Genomic DNA, 15,468 nt, shown 5'->3' with positions numbered 1-15,468 from the left:
AATGGATACAATTGTATTGATATTAATTTTGCTGACAGCATTTAATTTTTTGTTGAAACAAACCTTCTGGAAACCAGTAGCGGTGGGAGCCGCTGCTGGTATTGCCACTATATTTGTGATTCTGATGTGGCCTTATGCTATCGAACAATCAAAAACACAAATTGCTGATTGGTTGTCAGACAATCAATTGATGTTGGATACTTCCGTTGTGTTGACTTTGGAGATTGTTTTGCAGATGGCATTCTGCCTGTTGGCAGTTCATGTGGCAAATTATTCTCCGGTGAAGAAACGTATGATGGTGGCTTATCGCTTATTGTATTGGTTTCCGGGGGTGTTGATTATTCCGGTTTTATTCTTTGGTTTGACACAGGCTATATTCTCTTTTCCAGGGGTTTCATTTAAATTGATTGCTTGGTTGTTTGGTCTGTTTGTTTTCGTGGTTATTCCTTTGGGAAGATGGTTGATCAGGTGGTTGTTGCCGGAAGAAGACTTGCGTTTGGAGTTGTTTTTCCTGACAAATGCTTTGGTTGCTATCTTGGGAATTATTGCCACGGTAAACGGGAGAACGGCAGTGGAGGGGGTAGGCGTTGTGGACTGGTCGGCATTGACCGGTTGTGTTGTACTATTTTTAGTGGGAGCTATTGCAGGGTGGATGGTGTATGTAATTAAAAGAAAACTAACTTTTAAATTGAGAAGATAATGAATGCTATTTCTGATATCATGTTTTGGATTTCAACGGGATTGTTAGTGCCTGTTATCGTGTTGTTGATTTTGTTGTTTTTTCGTTCCCTTTTACTGGTAGGGAGTTTCTTTGGTCAATATGTTTCTATTCGCAAGACGGATAAGCTGATCCGGGAACAGATGGAGACGTTGCACGTGAATAACGTGGATCATTTTGCAGAGAAATTACCGGAAAAGAGTAATTCTTTGGTAGTGATGTTTATGAAACGGATCTTGGCGGAGCAGCAGAATAAAGCACAAGTTCAACGTTTGTTGGCTAATTTCGAGATTGCGGCGGATAAGGATTTGGCGATATCTAAAACGTTGACCAAGTTAGGACCGATTTTAGGTTTGATGGGTACCTTGATCCCGATGGGACCTGCTTTAGTCGGTTTGTCCACGGGAGATATTGCTTCTATGGCTTATAATATGCAGGTTGCTTTTGCCACGACGGTGATCGGGTTGGTGGCCGGTGCGATCGGTTTCTTGACCCAGCAGGTGAAACAACGTTGGTATTTGCAGGACATGACTAACTTGGAGTGTCTTGTGGAAGTGTTGAATGAAAAGAATGAGAAGAGATGAAACGTAATCTGTTAAAGAAAGAAGAGGATAATGATCCGATTAGTGCGGTGTCGAATCTTTTTGATGTGGCGATGGTGTTTGCCGTGGCTCTGATGGTGGCATTGGTGACAAGGTATAATATGACAGAGATGCTCTCGACAGAGGATTTCACGATGGTGAAGAATCCGGGAAAGGAGAACATGGAGATTATTACCAAGGAAGGCGAAAAGATCAACCGATACACTCCTTCCGAAGATCAGAACCAGTCGGGGAAACGAGGGAAGAAAGTGGGGATTGCGTATGAACTTGAAAATGGTGAAATTATTTATGTTCCGGAATAGAAAGAGAGCGTAAAACATTATATTTGTCGTGGAATTAAAAGAAAGTGCCTGTGTCCACGAGTTTAGTTTTAACAGTTTTACTGGCTTATTTTTTATTGTTGATCCTGGTTGGCTTTGTGACAACCAGGAAAGTCAATAGTGAGATGTTTTTTACCGCGAACCGGAATTCGCCTTGGTATTTGGTGGCTTTCGGGATGATCGGGACAACACTTTCCGGGGTGACTTTTATCTCTATTCCCGGGGAGGTCGGTAATACACATTGGACTTATCTGACCTTGGTTCTCGGTAATTGCGTGGGGTATATCGTGATTGCACTCGTACTTTTGCCTTTGTTTTACAGGCAAAACCTGGTTTCTATTTATTCTTGGTTGGGAACTCGTTTCGGGGAGAAGGCCCGGTTGACGGGTTCTTTCTTTTTTATCGTGTCGCAATTGGTGGGTGCGTCTTTCCGGTTATTCTTGGTCGTCGGTGTGTTACAACTGGCTTTCTTTGATGCCATAGGTGTGCCTTTCTGGTTGACCGTGTTTATCACGATTGTTTTCGTGTGGATTTATACCGTGCGAGGAGGGATTAAGACGATCGTTTGGACAGACACGTTGCAAACCGTGTTTATTCTGATCTCTGTCGGGCTGACAATCGTGGTGGTAAACAAGGCACTGGATTTCAATTTTTCTTCGGCTATTGCAGCTATAAAGGAGAGCCCTCTTTCCAGAGTGTTTGACTTTGACTGGCGGTCGGGACAGAATACGGTGAAACAGTTTTTGGCAGGAGTGGCGATCACGGTTTGCTTGAATGGGTTGGATCAGAATATGATGCAGAAGAATCTGACTTGTCGTTCCTTGCGGGATTGTAAGACAAATATGTTTTCATTTTCTTTTTTATTCTTGGTGACGAACGTATTGTTTTTGATGCTGGGAGCCTTGCTTTACATATATGCAGAAAGAGAAGGTATCGTGTTGCCCGGTAAGTCTGATGACGTGTTTCCCTTCCTTTCCTTGAATTATTTCGGGGCTACGGCCGGTTTGTTTTTCCTGTTGGGAATAACTGCTGCGGCCTATTCTTCGGTTGATTCTTCATTGACTGCTTTAACGACCTCTTTCTGTATTGATTTTCTGAAAATAGATCCGGGAAATAAGGATGAGAAGAAAAAGCGTATGGGAGTGCATATCGTATTTTCGTTATTAATGATTTTCGTGGTTGTACTCTTCCGAGAATTGAACAATTCGAGTGTAATATCGTCTCTTTTTAAAGCGGTAGGTTACACGTATGGGCCTCTTTTAGGGCTTTTCACGTTTGGTTTAACGACAAAATATCAAGTACGGGAGAAATATCTTCCTTGGGTGTGTTTGCTTTCACCGGTGATCTCTTACGTGGTGAATTGTTACTCGGAACAACTTCTTTTCGGGTATAAATTTGGTTTCGAGATTCTACTGTTTAACGGGCTGCTTTGTTATCTTGGGTTGTTACTTATTCGTGATAAGTCATCTGTTAGGATAATAAATAATTGAATTTCGACCGTTATATCTCGGTCGAAATTCTGAAATCACAAATCGTGAATTTTTATTGATGTGGTGGAACTTCAATGAGTAGTACCCGTGATTTTTCGGTCGCTTTGAATTCGACTTCATCGGTATCATATACTCCTACTCCATCACGGCGTTTCAAGGTTAGGTCCTTTAGCTCGATACTTCCTTCAATGATAAAGATATACACGCCCAGGCTCTCTTTTGATTTCATCTTGTAGAGTTGTAAAGAATCCTTGTCCAAGTCGGCAATCGAGAACCAAGCTTGTTGATAAATCCATAATCCTTTGCCGTTACCGGGATAAGGGGATACGATCTCGCTGATCTCATTCTTGCGGATTAAATCGGAAATTACGGCGTTCTCGTACCGTGGCGGAACGTTTTGCTTGTTCGGGAATACCCAGATTTGCAGGAATTCACTAGGCCGATCGTCATTCCGGTTGTACTCGCTGTGCATGATACCTGTTCCGGCACTCATCACTTGAATTTCACCTTCTTTGATCGTGTCCTTGTGTTTTAGACTGTCCTGATGTTCCAAGTCGCCTTTCAAGGGGATGGAAATGACTTCCATGTTTTTATGAGGATGTAGGTCAAATCCGGTACCTCCTTCTATCCGGTCATCGTTAAGTACGCGTAACGCCCCGAAATGAATGCGTTGCGGATTGTAATAGTCCGCGAAACTAAAGGTGTGATGGGTTTTTAACCATCCGTGGTCGAAGAAACCGCGACTCTCGGCTTTATGTAGTATTGTTTTCATAGTCTTTTTTATTTTGTGTGCATAATTATTATATACGGGAAAGATGATATAAAGGTTATAAAAGGAAGCTTTCAATTTTTTGTTTACCAAAAAGACGTGTTATCCTGTTGGAAGGCGAGTGATAAAAGGCTCTGATAAGTTATTTGCGCTTACAATCTGCGAGGTAATATAAAATATATATAAGTTTTGTTTGCTTTTTGTTTTAAAAATAAATATTTTTGTGTGTCTAAAATCGAAGGATTATTGATAAATCCTAATTTTTTATTTCCCCCAAATTCATATTTCATTTAAAATTCAATTATTCAGTTAGTTATTTATTTGTACTTTCTGTTCTCAGGCTTAACATATCGCTAAAAATACAATATCATTAAACCTTCGTTTAATGATATAAAAACAGAATGATTATCCGTGATTTCATGCTCATTTTGCGGCTTGTTTGTTCTAAATGTTTCGCATCTTTCAAAATAGTTATCATATGAGTATCGTGTTGTTAAAAATATGGCAATCAGAGAATAAATCGATCTATTATGAACTGTCCAAGAAATATAATGTTCCTGTAAAACATGTCTACAAGCTGGTGCATGGCAAAAAGGTCAAGTTGAAAATGAATTCTTATTTGGTGCTGTTAGAGCTGAGAAACAGAAATATAATTCGAGGTTTTGCATTAACCAGTCAATTTAAATGAAATGTAGGAATGAAAAAAGAATGGATGGTTATTATAATATTATTCTCGTGCCTGCCGTTTTGCCGGGTTAATGCTCAGACAATTGCCGTGAAGACAAACGTCTTGCCTTGGATGACGGGAACTTTAAATCTTGGTGGTGAAATGCGATGTGGTGAATGGTACAGTTTGGAAATGAATTTGAATTATAACCCATGGACGTGGGGGGATAATAAAAAGATGAAACACGTCTTGATTCGCCCTTCGTTCAAGAGATGGTTCCGGGGCGTGTATGACGGTGGTTTCGTGGGGGTGCAAATGTATTATAGCCGGTTTAATATCGGGGGAATGCCCCTCTTTAACGTGTTGAAAAAGCACCGTTATCAAGGGAGTGTGGTTGGGGGTGGTTTTTCCTGTGGTTACCAGTGGCCGATCAGTGCAAGCTGGAGTATCGAAACCTCTCTGGCGGCGGGGTATGCTCGATTGAATTTCAAGCAATACGGTCCGGCAAAAGGAGATTTGTTACAAGATAAGCGTAAAGAGAATTATTGGGGAGTCACGCATGTCGGGGTATCATTTGTGTATTTTATTCAATAAAAATATTGTCTTATGAAGATCCAAGTATTTGTTCTAATTATCCTGTTATGGGTGACAGGTAGAATTTCAGCCCAAGAGATTAATTGCGAAATACAGTCCCCTGTAGTCAACGTGCGTCAGGATTCTCTGGTTATTTCTTGGCATATGTTAGTGAGTGTTCCTGATCTGGAAACCCGGGGACACGTGACGCTTACCCCTATCCTTTCCGGGCAGGGACGGCAAACGGAATTGCCTTGTATACTGGTCAATGGGAAAAGGGCTCATTTGATGTACAAACGCGAACAGATGTTACAGAAGCGCAAAAAGTCGGCAGGGGTTACCGGGGTGTATGCGGCTATAAATCCTGAAAATCAATATATCGATTATAGAACGGTAATTCCTGTCCGGGAAGGAATCTTGTCAACCTCACTTCTTTCAATTCGGGCGGAAATTTTTGATGAAGACGGTCATAAAGTCAAGTCAACGATTTTATCCTCGCGGGAAATAGAGATCGAACGGACGGGCGGGTATACCTCAAATCTGCCAAACGTATTGCGTGACACGACAAAGGTTGCCGACTTGCCAATAAAATCGGGTAAGAAAAGTTTCAAGGGGTGTTATTTGGAACCGGAACGTGATGCTACCGACGAGCGGAACCAGAAGGAACTGGATTTTAGTCTGGAAGAGGCGAAAGTGATTGCGAATTTAAAGCCGCATCTATTATCCTTGCGGGAACTTTACATGGTTGCTTTAAGCTATAAGGATGAACCGGAGAAATTCTACAAGGTTATAGAGACGAGCGTGAAGATATATCCCACCAACCCGGTTGCTAATTTGAATGCGGCCAATGCGGCCATTGAACGGGGGGATATACGGATGGCGGGTATGTACTTGCAGATGGCTTTGTACGATACCATTGCTTACAAAAATTGCCGAGGGGTGTACGAATTACTGTGTGATAATACATACGAGGGAATACGTCTTCTGAAGTCAGCGAAGGCTGAGGGGTGCGAGGAGGCAGATCATAACTTGAAATTGTTTTTTGAGTTAAATCAATAATTAAAACGAACATGAAAATCAAATCGATCCTTTTCTTCCTCATCCTTTTCGGAAGTATTACGGTCCGGAGTCAGAATTTTGCGGTAAAAAGTAATTTGCTCTCTCTAGCCAACGGGGCCCTGAACGGAGGGATTGAGTATGCTTTCGGGATGAGATCGACAATTGATTTCTCCGGGAGTTTACGTCCATGGAAGCGAACGGAAAGATACGTGGAGCGTTATTGGTTGTTACAGGCAGAGTACCGTTACTGGACGTGCCAAAAATTTAACGGGAGTTTTTTCGGGGTATTCCTTAACGGGGCTCAATTCAATATTGGTGGGAAAGATATGTTATTGGGAAAATTCAAGTGGTTGAAAAATCACCGTTACTCCGGCTGGTTGACAGGAGGCGGTATCTCTTACGGGTACCACCTCATTTTGAATCGACATTGGAATTTGGAGATTTCTTTAGGGATTGGTTACGAGTATATCCGCTACGATAAATATGCGTGTCCGGATTTGTGTGCGGCGTGGAAGGAGAGAGAAAGTTACCACTATTTCGGACCGGATAAGTTTTCTTTAAGTATAGTTTATGTTTTTAATTAAAGGGTTATGAGATACATTTTTCTTTGCGGATGTTTCTTTCTCTTCTCTTTTCTTGCACACGGGCAGAAGGATAGTACCGTTACGGTGAATGAGGCGCAACTTTACCGTATGGGAAAACAGCTAGTTGTCTCCATGCAAATAAATGTATCGCGAAAACTAGCGTCGAACGAATCTCTCGTGTTGATACCGCAACTACGTGATAGTTTGAAGAATTTTATGGAATTTCCCCGTGTCTATATTAACGGGCGTAGACAACATTTCGTCTACTTGCGTAATTCCAAACAATTTGTTCAAGCGGGTCATCTGGAAGTCCGTCGGCAAGATGACTCTGTTCAGACAATAGCATATTTACGTTCCGTCCCCTTCGAGGAGTGGATGAACCATTCTGTTCTTTCTCTTGAAGAGAACTCGTGTCATTGCGGGGAGCCGGAGGACGGGTTTTCCCAAGATGTGGCACGATTGAATACGTTGTCGGAGTTACACCCACAACTGGCATTTATGACGCCCCAAGTTGAAGACGTGAAAAACCGGAATGAGAAGATTTATGCCTATTTGGATTTTCCCCTGAACAAAACAGATATTCTGGAAGATTTCAGAAATAATGCTGCCGAATTGTATAAAATCAAAGAGGGTATTGATGTATTAAAGCGAGATTCTTTTGTCTCGATTTCTGGTATTCATATTCATGGATTTGCATCACCGGAGGGGCCGTATATGAATAACAAGCGGCTTGCGGAAGGGAGAACGACCGCCTTGAAAGATTATATTTCCGATCAGTATGATTTTCCGGATTCTCTTTTCACGACAAATTATACTCCGGAAGATTGGGAGGGAGTAGGACGTTTGTTGAGAGATTCCGTGTTAAAAAATAGTAACGAGTGGTTACGTATCGTTGAAAGTGATCTTGCTCCCGACCAAAAGGAACAACGGTTGAGGAAACGTTATTCCCGACAGTTTAATGTCGTGGTGAGCAAGTGGTTCCCGGCACTAAGACGTTCGGAATGCACGATCAAATATGTTGTGAGACCTTTCACGTTGGAAGAAGCGCGAATCGTGTTTCACTCCCAGCCGAAGAACTTGAGTATCGAGGAGATGTTTCGGATTGCACAAACTTTACCCGAGGGGAGTCAACAATATATGAACGTGTTTAAAACGGCTGTTTTATATCATCCTGAAAATCCGGTGGCTAACCTCAATGCGGCGTGTATAGCATTAATGCAAGGGGATGTCGTGTCGGCGGAAAAGTATTTGCTCCGTGCTCCGGATAGCAAAGAAAAAACACTGGCAACGGGCGTTGTCTACATGTTGAAAGGTCGATACGGGGAAGCGAAGAGTAAATTCAAGGAGGCTGAATCTTTCGGACTTCCGCAAGCAAGCTATAACTTGAAATTATTGAACACTATATATTAACTTAAAATTTAATGTTATGAGGTTATTTTATTATTGTATTTTACTATTTTCGCTAGTAACATTGGGAGGTTGCATCAATGATGCAGATCCTGTTGATGATCCGTCGGGCAATCCTTCTGTTGTTGTGACGGATGGGAATGTGATGTTTTCATTTACCGTGCCGGAAACCTCCTCTTCTCTTGGACGGGCTTCCGCTGAAAGTTCGGATGAAACCGTGCCGGGAAGCGAAAACGAGTCAAGAATTGAAAAAGTGCAACTCTATTTATTTCATTCGGAAACTAAAAATTTCATAGAGTCTTTCGAGATCGGGGTAGAGCGGGTGGTATCTGACCAAACCGTCACTTACCGTTCCAACCAAAAGATCAAGGTTGATCCGGGGAGTTATGATGTATTTGCCGTGGCTAACCGGACTAGCATGATTAATGCCACTTCCGTGGATAATTTTTTAAGTCATGTCGATAAGGATTCTTACGAGAATGGAACAACAGATGCTTCTCGTTCGTTGATTATGGCCAATCGTGCCGTGGCCAATTTGAACGTGGTGGTGAATACTCCGAAAGCGGAAGAAGAGATTACGGTGGTACCCATCACCTTGGAACGAGTAGTAGCCAAATTATGCTTGGCAAGAAACCGGAACGAATATGTTATGAAGGACAAGGAAGGTCGGCAGTATGCCACGATAAATTTAAGTAATTACCGTTATTTCAACTTGAGCCGGAATTTCTATACTTTCCGTCACGTGGTTACTTTAGCGGACGGATCGGATGATACGAATCTGGTTAAGCCCGATTTCACTTGTACGAATGATTATTTTGGGGTTATTCCTGCCACGAACGGCTATGCCGTAGACCCTTATTTTTTCAATAAAACAGTGGCCGGGGCAGAGAATTTCACGAATCAAGACAATTACTATGCCCAGCCATATTGTGAAAATGCAAGTAATAATATCACGAGTGTGTTGAATGCTGAAAACACGTACACGACAACGTATTGTTTGGAAAACTGCATGTATCGTCCGGCACAGAATAAAGCCTACGCCACGGGAATCGTGTTTAAGGCAAGTGTTTCCATACCGGAAGAGAGAACTTTTAATGAAGAAGGGCACACGGTAGATCCTTACGGGCAAAGTACGATCTATTATTTTAACTATAATTTTTATACCTCGTTGAAAGCCGTGCATGATATCGGTAAGGCGAATGTCCCAACGGATGGTTCATTAAGCCTCGAAGATCAGAAAAAATACAATATCAAGGTGTTTAACAAGAGTGAAGAAGGTAGTTTCCATTGTTATTACAATTATTTCATTCGCCACGTGGATAATCATTCGGCAATGATGGGAGTGATGGAATTTGGTATCGTGCGTAATAATATTTACCGGATATTGATCACGAATGTGAATGATCTGGGAACAGGAATCCCTGACGTGGATCCGGGAGATATTGAATCCGATGCTTACCTAAGTGTTGATTTCTCTGTTTTACCTTGGAATATCCGTTACCAAGAAGGTGAGTTGTAGAATGATACAATAATTTTTAGCTGTAATGATGATGAGTAAGATTGGCGTATGCTGGTTGGCAATATTTTCTTGTCTTTGCTTTGCTTGTTCATGGGTAGATGACGATCTCTCCGATTGTCCTTCGGGTTTTTGGTTAAAATTGTCTTATAGATATAATATGTTAAATGTGGATGCGGCTTTTACCCAATTAAAAAATGCGTCAATATTCATATTCGATGAGACCGGAAATTACATTGAAACCCGGCATGTCGACAGTCTTACTCTTCATCAAAATAATTGTCAGGTGAGGTTGGAATCCTTATCCCCGGGCAAATATAATTTTTTAGTTTGGTCCGGGTTGACGGATTCTTGTTACGAATGTTCTGCCTCGGGGGTAAGACTGTTATGTGATGCGTCGGGAACGTCATCCAAACAATTACCCGCTTTGTTTCATGGCCGTTTGGAAGGAGTGGAAGTTCCGGAAGAGTACACGGTTCGTGAAGTTCCGTTAATAAAGTTAACCCATCGTTTCACGTGTGTTTTGCAAGGCCAGAACCCGACACCATTTGCAGATGATGAATTTCTGCTGGAGATCAGGGCATTTAATGGGATGATTGACCATCGAAGCCTGCCGCTTGATTCGGTTGAAACGTGTTACTTGCCTTTTTATCAGACGGAAGCCGACTTGTCCGGGTTGCAGGTCGTGCATTCGGAATTAAATACATTACGTCTGCTTGAAAATGATGATACCCGTTTGATTCTGACCCATCGTTCCACGGGGCAATGCGTATTGGATATCCCTCTCACGAAATACTTGCTTCTCTCTCGTGAGGCTTACTCGGGAATGACCCCGCAGGAATACTTGGATAGGCAGGATCAATATACTTTAATATTCTTTTTAGATGCCACGGAGGATAAATTAAAACCTTATATCTGTCCCCTGATGAAAGTAAATAACTGGATGGTACGGATAAATGACGTGGATTTGGAGTCTTAAATAATACCAAGCTTACATCAAGGTAAGAAAATCTTTGGTTTAAGGGTGGACTATGGTTGCTCTACCTCAAGTACAAAACATGAACATAGCATAGACACAGCATGAACATGAAACAGTGTTGATGCTGGGTTTTTGTTGTGCCTGTGTTTGGGGTATGGGCTAGAGAGGGGATAGGGAAACGTTTATGTAAGTGGGGATAATGGTTAAATGTGTTGTTTCGTGAAATTAGATTGATGTCTTTGTAATGTATTAATGATCAGTTGTTTATGTAAAATTTTTGAGGCTTATTATACGATCATTTAATGCGTTGCAAATATAGTAAATTTTCGAATTGCGCAAATCAAAACAAAATATTTTTTCTTTTTAGCAATCAGGCAATTGCAATTTTACAAGATCTGAAAATTTATTATTAAGTGGCAGTATTATTAAATGATCGTTTTTTGAAACTTTTTAATGCGGACAGCTTTCTTTCGTTGAATCGCTGTATTATAGTGAGACGATAGAAACACGTGGAAATAAATCAGGGCCGGTACGAGGGTTAATGCGCGAAGCGCATCCGGTCAGGAAATGTGGAGAAAGCTGTCCAAAATTCGATTTAATACCTTGATAGGGGAAATCAAAAGGGTACATGGTTGATAATAAGAATATAAACTGGTACGTGGCTCACACTCGAGTGAATCAGGAGTTGTGGATAAAGAAGAAGCTTGATGAGTTGGGTATCGAGAATTTTCTACCTCAGGAAGAACAAGTGCGGGAAACACCTTTGGGTCGTAAAACGATCCGGGTGCTCTTGATTCACGGGATGATTTTTATTCACACGGATAAAGCAACAAGTTTTTCATTAATAAATGACCATGGGCTTAATATTGTTTATTTGAAAGATATTGAGGGACGTCACTCGTTGATTGTTCCCGATAAACAAATGCATGATTTCATGTTTTTGTTGGATTTTTCCCCGAGCGGGGTAGAGGTGTTAAACAAAAATCTGAAACGGGGAGACCGGGTACGAGTGATTAAAGGCCCCTTGCAAGGATTGGAAGGAGAGTTGGTTCGTTTGATGGGACACAAACGTGTGGTCATCCGTTTGGAAGGAGTTGTGTCAATTGCAACGTCCTATATTCCGGGTTCCTTTTTGGAACGAATAGAGTAGAAAAAGATGATGGAGAAAGGTTTATTTTATGATTTGTACGATCGGTTACGTGAAGTTAATTTCCGTTCGTACTCTCCCGACAAGTTGTCCGCTTATCTTCACGGTTATCTTACGGTTTACACGATGGTGCGAATATATCCGTGGTTAGAGGCCGAGTTTGGAGTTCTTTATGATATTCACGAAAGAGCAAAAGAAATTGCCCGTTGGTATGAGGTATTGGTGCAGAAGAAAGAACTTCCGGCAAATTTTCGTGCCGGTTACGCTGCGGACTTGATGGACGTTTACCAGTTGTACTCGGATTTGGATTTTTTGGAAAAAGGAGTGGATGCAGCCTACGATATACTGACACCTTGGGGAAGTCAAAAACTGGTGTTACCGTGCCGTACTTCTAATATTTGCCGGTTATTGTGTAATTGTTATTATTTTACGGGAGATGCGGAATGTGGCGAATTGGCAGGTAAATTGGTGACAGAAGCTTTGGGATATACGCGGGGAAACCACCGGGACGATTTGTTGGGATGGTGGGATGCGATTTGTTTGTATGATAACGTGGTAGGCTTGATGGAATTACCCGTTGAAGAACAGGAGCGATTGAAAGAAGAGCGGGTACGGTTGGCCGTACGGGTACGACAAGTGGAGGATGATATGATTGAACAATTTGTGCGGATGGGAGAGGTCTCCTCTGTTGATGTGGGGCTGGTGTTTTATATTTTGGCGAAACGGGAGTTTGTAGCTTGCAATACGAAGTATGAAAAGAAAGAATAAATATACCAATTCACACTAAAAATGCGATACCGGGATATGCAACTCTCGGTAACAGCGTCTCCTTTAAACGGTACTTCATACGCCGGATCAAGCTATTAAATACTGGAGGAGGCGCTTCTTTTACAAAATACCAAGAATAAATGAAATACTCGTTTCACTCGATATGTAGTCGTTTACACGAGAATAAGAAGTACGTGAATGCTTACACGATTCTCTTGGTGGATATTTTTTTGTCCGTCATGAGTTCGTTTATCACGCTTCTTTTTGCCGACAGTTTTATCATCGATCTCTCCCGATCAACCTATGTCGTGATTATTGTTGGTTCTTGCGTGGTTAGTTTGCTGGTTTTCTGGGGGCTGAGGGTGAACCGGAATATCATCCGGCACGCCACGATAAAGAGCATTGGGAAAATGGGATTTGCAATTTTCCTAAAAGAACTCCTGTTGGCAGGAATGATCTTCGTGTCCGGTTCTCGGCTGTTTGGGCAACACCTTTTTGCCTGTGCCGTGATTGATTTTCTCGTGACATCGGTGATTCTGGTGGGTTTCCGGGTAACACTTGTGCTGGTTTATGATTTTACGATCTCTCTGTATGGTTCGGGGAAGACGAGGGTACTGGTCTACGGAACCGGTGATAAAAGCGTGGCACTGAAGACGAGAATGCACACTAGTAAGCACTATCATGTGGTGGGATTCGTGAATCCGGATAGGTACCTGAAATCTTGCGTGCTTTCGGAATTGCCGGTTTACTATTTTGAGGATGAACAGCATTTCTCCCGTTTTGTGAAAAAATGTAATATAAACGGTGTGTTATACCCCTCGCGTGAGGAGGCTCGTCGGGAAGCGGATCGGTTGGTTCGTTTTTGTCAGGGGATTGGAGTAAAGAACTTGTTTTCCCCGCCAATAGACGTGTTGGGAGATGGTTTAAAAAAGACGATTATCCGGGAGATCCGTATAGAGGACTTGTTGGGACGGGAGGAGATCAAGGTGAACACGAGGGAGATTGAGGCGTATTTTGCGGGTAAGGTGGTGATGGTGACTGGTGCGGCAGGTAGTATCGGTAGCGAGCTATGCCGCCAGTTAGCTGCCTTTGGCGTGGGGCATCTGGTGTTATTTGATAATGCGGAAACCCCGATGCACGAGTTGCGCTTGGAACTGGAACGGAATTTCCCGAACTTGAAGTTCACCCCTTTTGTCGGTGATGTTCGTCAGAAAGAGCGGCTACGGATGGTTTTTGAAAAATATCGTCCCAGTGTGGTGTTCCATGCAGCTGCCTATAAGCATGTTCCCTTGATGGAAGAGAACCCTTGCGAGGCGGTTCGGGTGAATGTGATCGGTTCGAGACTGGTGGCTGATTTTTGCGTGGAGTATAGCGTGGACATGATGGTGATGATCTCCACGGACAAGGCGGTGAATCCGACCAACGTGATGGGGGCTTCCAAACGACTGGCGGAGATATACGTGCAAAGTTTAGGATTAGCAATAGAGCGTGGGGAAGTGAAAGGTAAAACTCGTTTTGTCACGACTCGTTTCGGAAATGTGCTGGGAAGTAACGGTAGCGTGATTCCCTATTTCCGGAAACAGATCGAGCGGGGTGGTCCGGTGACGGTTACAGACCCGGGAATCACCCGCTTTTTCATGACTATCCCGGAGGCTTGCCGGTTGGTGATGGAGGCGGCCACGATGAGTACGGGTAATCAAATCTACGTTTTTGACATGGGAGAACCCGTGAAGATCGTCGATCTGGCAGAACGGATGATTCGCTTGGCGGGGTACGTCCCGAACGAGGATATCAAGATCAAGTTTATCGGCTTGCGGCCGGGAGAGAAATTGTACGAGGAGGTTTTAAGTAACGAGGAGAACACGATCCCGACGGGGAATGCTAAAATTCGGGTAGCAAGAGTCCGGAAGTACAAGCGGGACGAGGTATTGGGTGCTTATGATCAACTTGCGGAATTAGCATTGGCGGTACGGATTGAGGATACCGTGCGGTTGATGAAACAGGTGGTGCCGGAGTTTAAATCGAAGAACTCCCGGTTCGAAATACTGGATAAAATAAATAATTAACTAAAATAAAGACTTACAAGTGATGACGGGAACTGGAAGATTGTTTTTTATCGGTATGCTGGTTTGCCTGTTGGGGGCTTGCGCTTCCCCGAAAGACGTGGTGTACCTACAAGATGTGAAGATTAATTCTAGAGTGAAAGCAGCTTTGCAGTATCGCACGGTGATTCATGTGGATGATTTATTATCAATCGTGGTTTCCTGTGATGATATTGAGACGGCGCTACCTTTTAACACACCGATGATCGGGTTGGGACAGAATAACACGAGAACAGGTAACGATCAACTTTACGGGTATCTGGTGGACACGGACGGGACGATCGATTTCCCGGTGTTGGGGAAGATTAAAGTGGAAGGTTTATCCCGTACGGAACTGGCAGCTGAATTGAAGAAGGAGTTGAGTAACTACCTGAAAAACCCGATCGTGACTATCCAGTACTTAAATTTCAAGGTAACCGTGTTGGGAGAAGTGAAAGCTCCCGGGAGTTACAAGGTGAATAGTGAACGGGTTTCCATTTTTGATGCTTTGGGAATGGCTGGAGATTTACAAATTAATGCAAAGCGTAAGAACGTGCTGGTGATGCGAGAAGACGGGGACGAGAAAGTTTTCGCCCAACTGGATTTGACATCGGAAAATATCATTCATTCGCCTTTTTTCTACTTGCAACAGAATGACGTGGTCTATGTCGAACCCAATAAGGCTCGGATTGTGGGAGGAAATGCCGGGGCATTCCTGCCTTACGTTTTATCGAGTATTTCCACGTTAGTGGCTATCCTTGCCATCGCAATTCGTTAACCTAGAACCG

The 15,468-nt window shown here is 42.8% G+C and carries 15 protein-coding genes; 14 read left to right on the top strand and 1 reads right to left on the bottom strand.

Annotated elements, in window-relative coordinates:
* Nucleotide 1 precedes the first annotated feature (1 nt).
* From F1644_RS11930 to F1644_RS11915, 4 genes are all read left to right on the top strand, one after another.
* Nucleotides 2–700: a hypothetical protein gene (locus F1644_RS11930; RefSeq protein ID WP_087419141.1), complete on the top strand. Its 699-nt coding sequence runs from the start codon at nucleotides 2–4 to the stop codon at nucleotides 698–700.
* Nucleotides 700–1,302, top strand: coding sequence for a MotA/TolQ/ExbB proton channel family protein (locus tag F1644_RS11925; protein WP_087419140.1), 603 nt, complete (start codon nucleotides 700–702; stop codon nucleotides 1,300–1,302). Before F1644_RS11930 ends, F1644_RS11925 begins: the two co-directional genes overlap by 1 nt.
* On the top strand, nucleotides 1,299–1,622 hold the full coding sequence (locus F1644_RS11920; RefSeq protein WP_087419139.1) for a DUF2149 domain-containing protein: 324 nt from the start codon (nucleotides 1,299–1,301) through the stop codon (nucleotides 1,620–1,622). Before F1644_RS11925 ends, F1644_RS11920 begins: the two co-directional genes overlap by 4 nt.
* A 143-nt stretch (nucleotides 1,623–1,765) precedes the next feature.
* Nucleotides 1,766–3,130: a sodium:solute symporter gene (locus F1644_RS11915; protein WP_317147127.1), complete on the top strand. Its 1,365-nt coding sequence runs from the start codon at nucleotides 1,766–1,768 to the stop codon at nucleotides 3,128–3,130.
* Nucleotides 3,131–3,182: 52 nt separating this feature from the next.
* Here F1644_RS11915 and F1644_RS11910 read toward each other — a convergent pair whose 3' ends face one another.
* On the bottom strand, nucleotides 3,183–3,902 hold the full coding sequence (locus F1644_RS11910) for a pirin family protein (RefSeq protein WP_118304618.1): 720 nt from the start codon (nucleotides 3,900–3,902) through the stop codon (nucleotides 3,183–3,185).
* A 694-nt stretch (nucleotides 3,903–4,596) separates the two neighbouring features.
* Here F1644_RS11910 and F1644_RS11905 point away from each other — a divergent pair.
* The 10 genes from F1644_RS11905 (at nucleotide 4,597) to F1644_RS11860 (ending at nucleotide 15,458) form a co-directional block, all read left to right on the top strand.
* On the top strand, nucleotides 4,597–5,160 hold the full coding sequence (locus F1644_RS11905) for a DUF3575 domain-containing protein (protein WP_229782353.1): 564 nt from the start codon (nucleotides 4,597–4,599) through the stop codon (nucleotides 5,158–5,160).
* A 12-nt stretch (nucleotides 5,161–5,172) separates the two neighbouring features.
* Nucleotides 5,173–6,198 carry a DUF3868 domain-containing protein gene (locus tag F1644_RS11900; protein WP_118304616.1) on the top strand — a complete coding sequence of 342 codons (1,026 nt, stop codon included), beginning with the start codon at nucleotides 5,173–5,175 and terminating at the stop codon, nucleotides 6,196–6,198.
* Between the two features lie 11 nt (nucleotides 6,199–6,209).
* Nucleotides 6,210–6,782, top strand: a complete 573-nt coding sequence (locus tag F1644_RS11895; protein ID WP_118304615.1) for a DUF3575 domain-containing protein — start codon at nucleotides 6,210–6,212, stop codon at nucleotides 6,780–6,782.
* A gap of 6 nt (nucleotides 6,783–6,788) precedes the next feature.
* Nucleotides 6,789–8,192, top strand: coding sequence for a DUF3868 domain-containing protein (locus tag F1644_RS11890; RefSeq protein WP_168044060.1), 1,404 nt, complete (start codon nucleotides 6,789–6,791; stop codon nucleotides 8,190–8,192).
* Between the two features lie 16 nt (nucleotides 8,193–8,208).
* A complete protein-coding gene (locus F1644_RS11885; RefSeq protein ID WP_118304613.1) occupies nucleotides 8,209–9,708 on the top strand; it encodes an Mfa1 family fimbria major subunit in 1,500 nt (499 codons plus the stop codon).
* A gap of 25 nt (nucleotides 9,709–9,733) precedes the next feature.
* Nucleotides 9,734–10,684 carry a FimB/Mfa2 family fimbrial subunit gene (locus F1644_RS11880; RefSeq protein ID WP_229782352.1) on the top strand — a complete coding sequence of 317 codons (951 nt, stop codon included), beginning with the start codon at nucleotides 9,734–9,736 and terminating at the stop codon, nucleotides 10,682–10,684.
* Between the two features lie 628 nt (nucleotides 10,685–11,312).
* The gene (locus tag F1644_RS11875; RefSeq protein WP_118304612.1) at nucleotides 11,313–11,834 is read left to right on the top strand and encodes a UpxY family transcription antiterminator; all 522 of its coding nucleotides are present in this window, start codon (nucleotides 11,313–11,315) and stop codon (nucleotides 11,832–11,834) included.
* Nucleotides 11,835–11,840: 6 nt separating this feature from the next.
* Nucleotides 11,841–12,599 carry a hypothetical protein gene (locus F1644_RS11870; RefSeq protein WP_229782351.1) on the top strand — a complete coding sequence of 253 codons (759 nt, stop codon included), beginning with the start codon at nucleotides 11,841–11,843 and terminating at the stop codon, nucleotides 12,597–12,599.
* A 140-nt stretch (nucleotides 12,600–12,739) separates the two neighbouring features.
* A complete protein-coding gene (locus F1644_RS11865; RefSeq protein ID WP_118304611.1) occupies nucleotides 12,740–14,665 on the top strand; it encodes a polysaccharide biosynthesis protein in 1,926 nt (641 codons plus the stop codon).
* 22 nt (nucleotides 14,666–14,687) lie between these two features.
* On the top strand, nucleotides 14,688–15,458 hold the full coding sequence (locus F1644_RS11860) for a polysaccharide biosynthesis/export family protein (protein WP_118304610.1): 771 nt from the start codon (nucleotides 14,688–14,690) through the stop codon (nucleotides 15,456–15,458).
* Nucleotides 15,459–15,468 lie beyond the last annotated feature (10 nt).

The organism is Butyricimonas paravirosa, assembly GCF_032878955.1.
GTDB lineage: Bacteria > Bacteroidota > Bacteroidia > Bacteroidales > Marinifilaceae > Butyricimonas > Butyricimonas paravirosa.
This window is presented reverse-complemented; position numbering and strand designations above follow the sequence as displayed.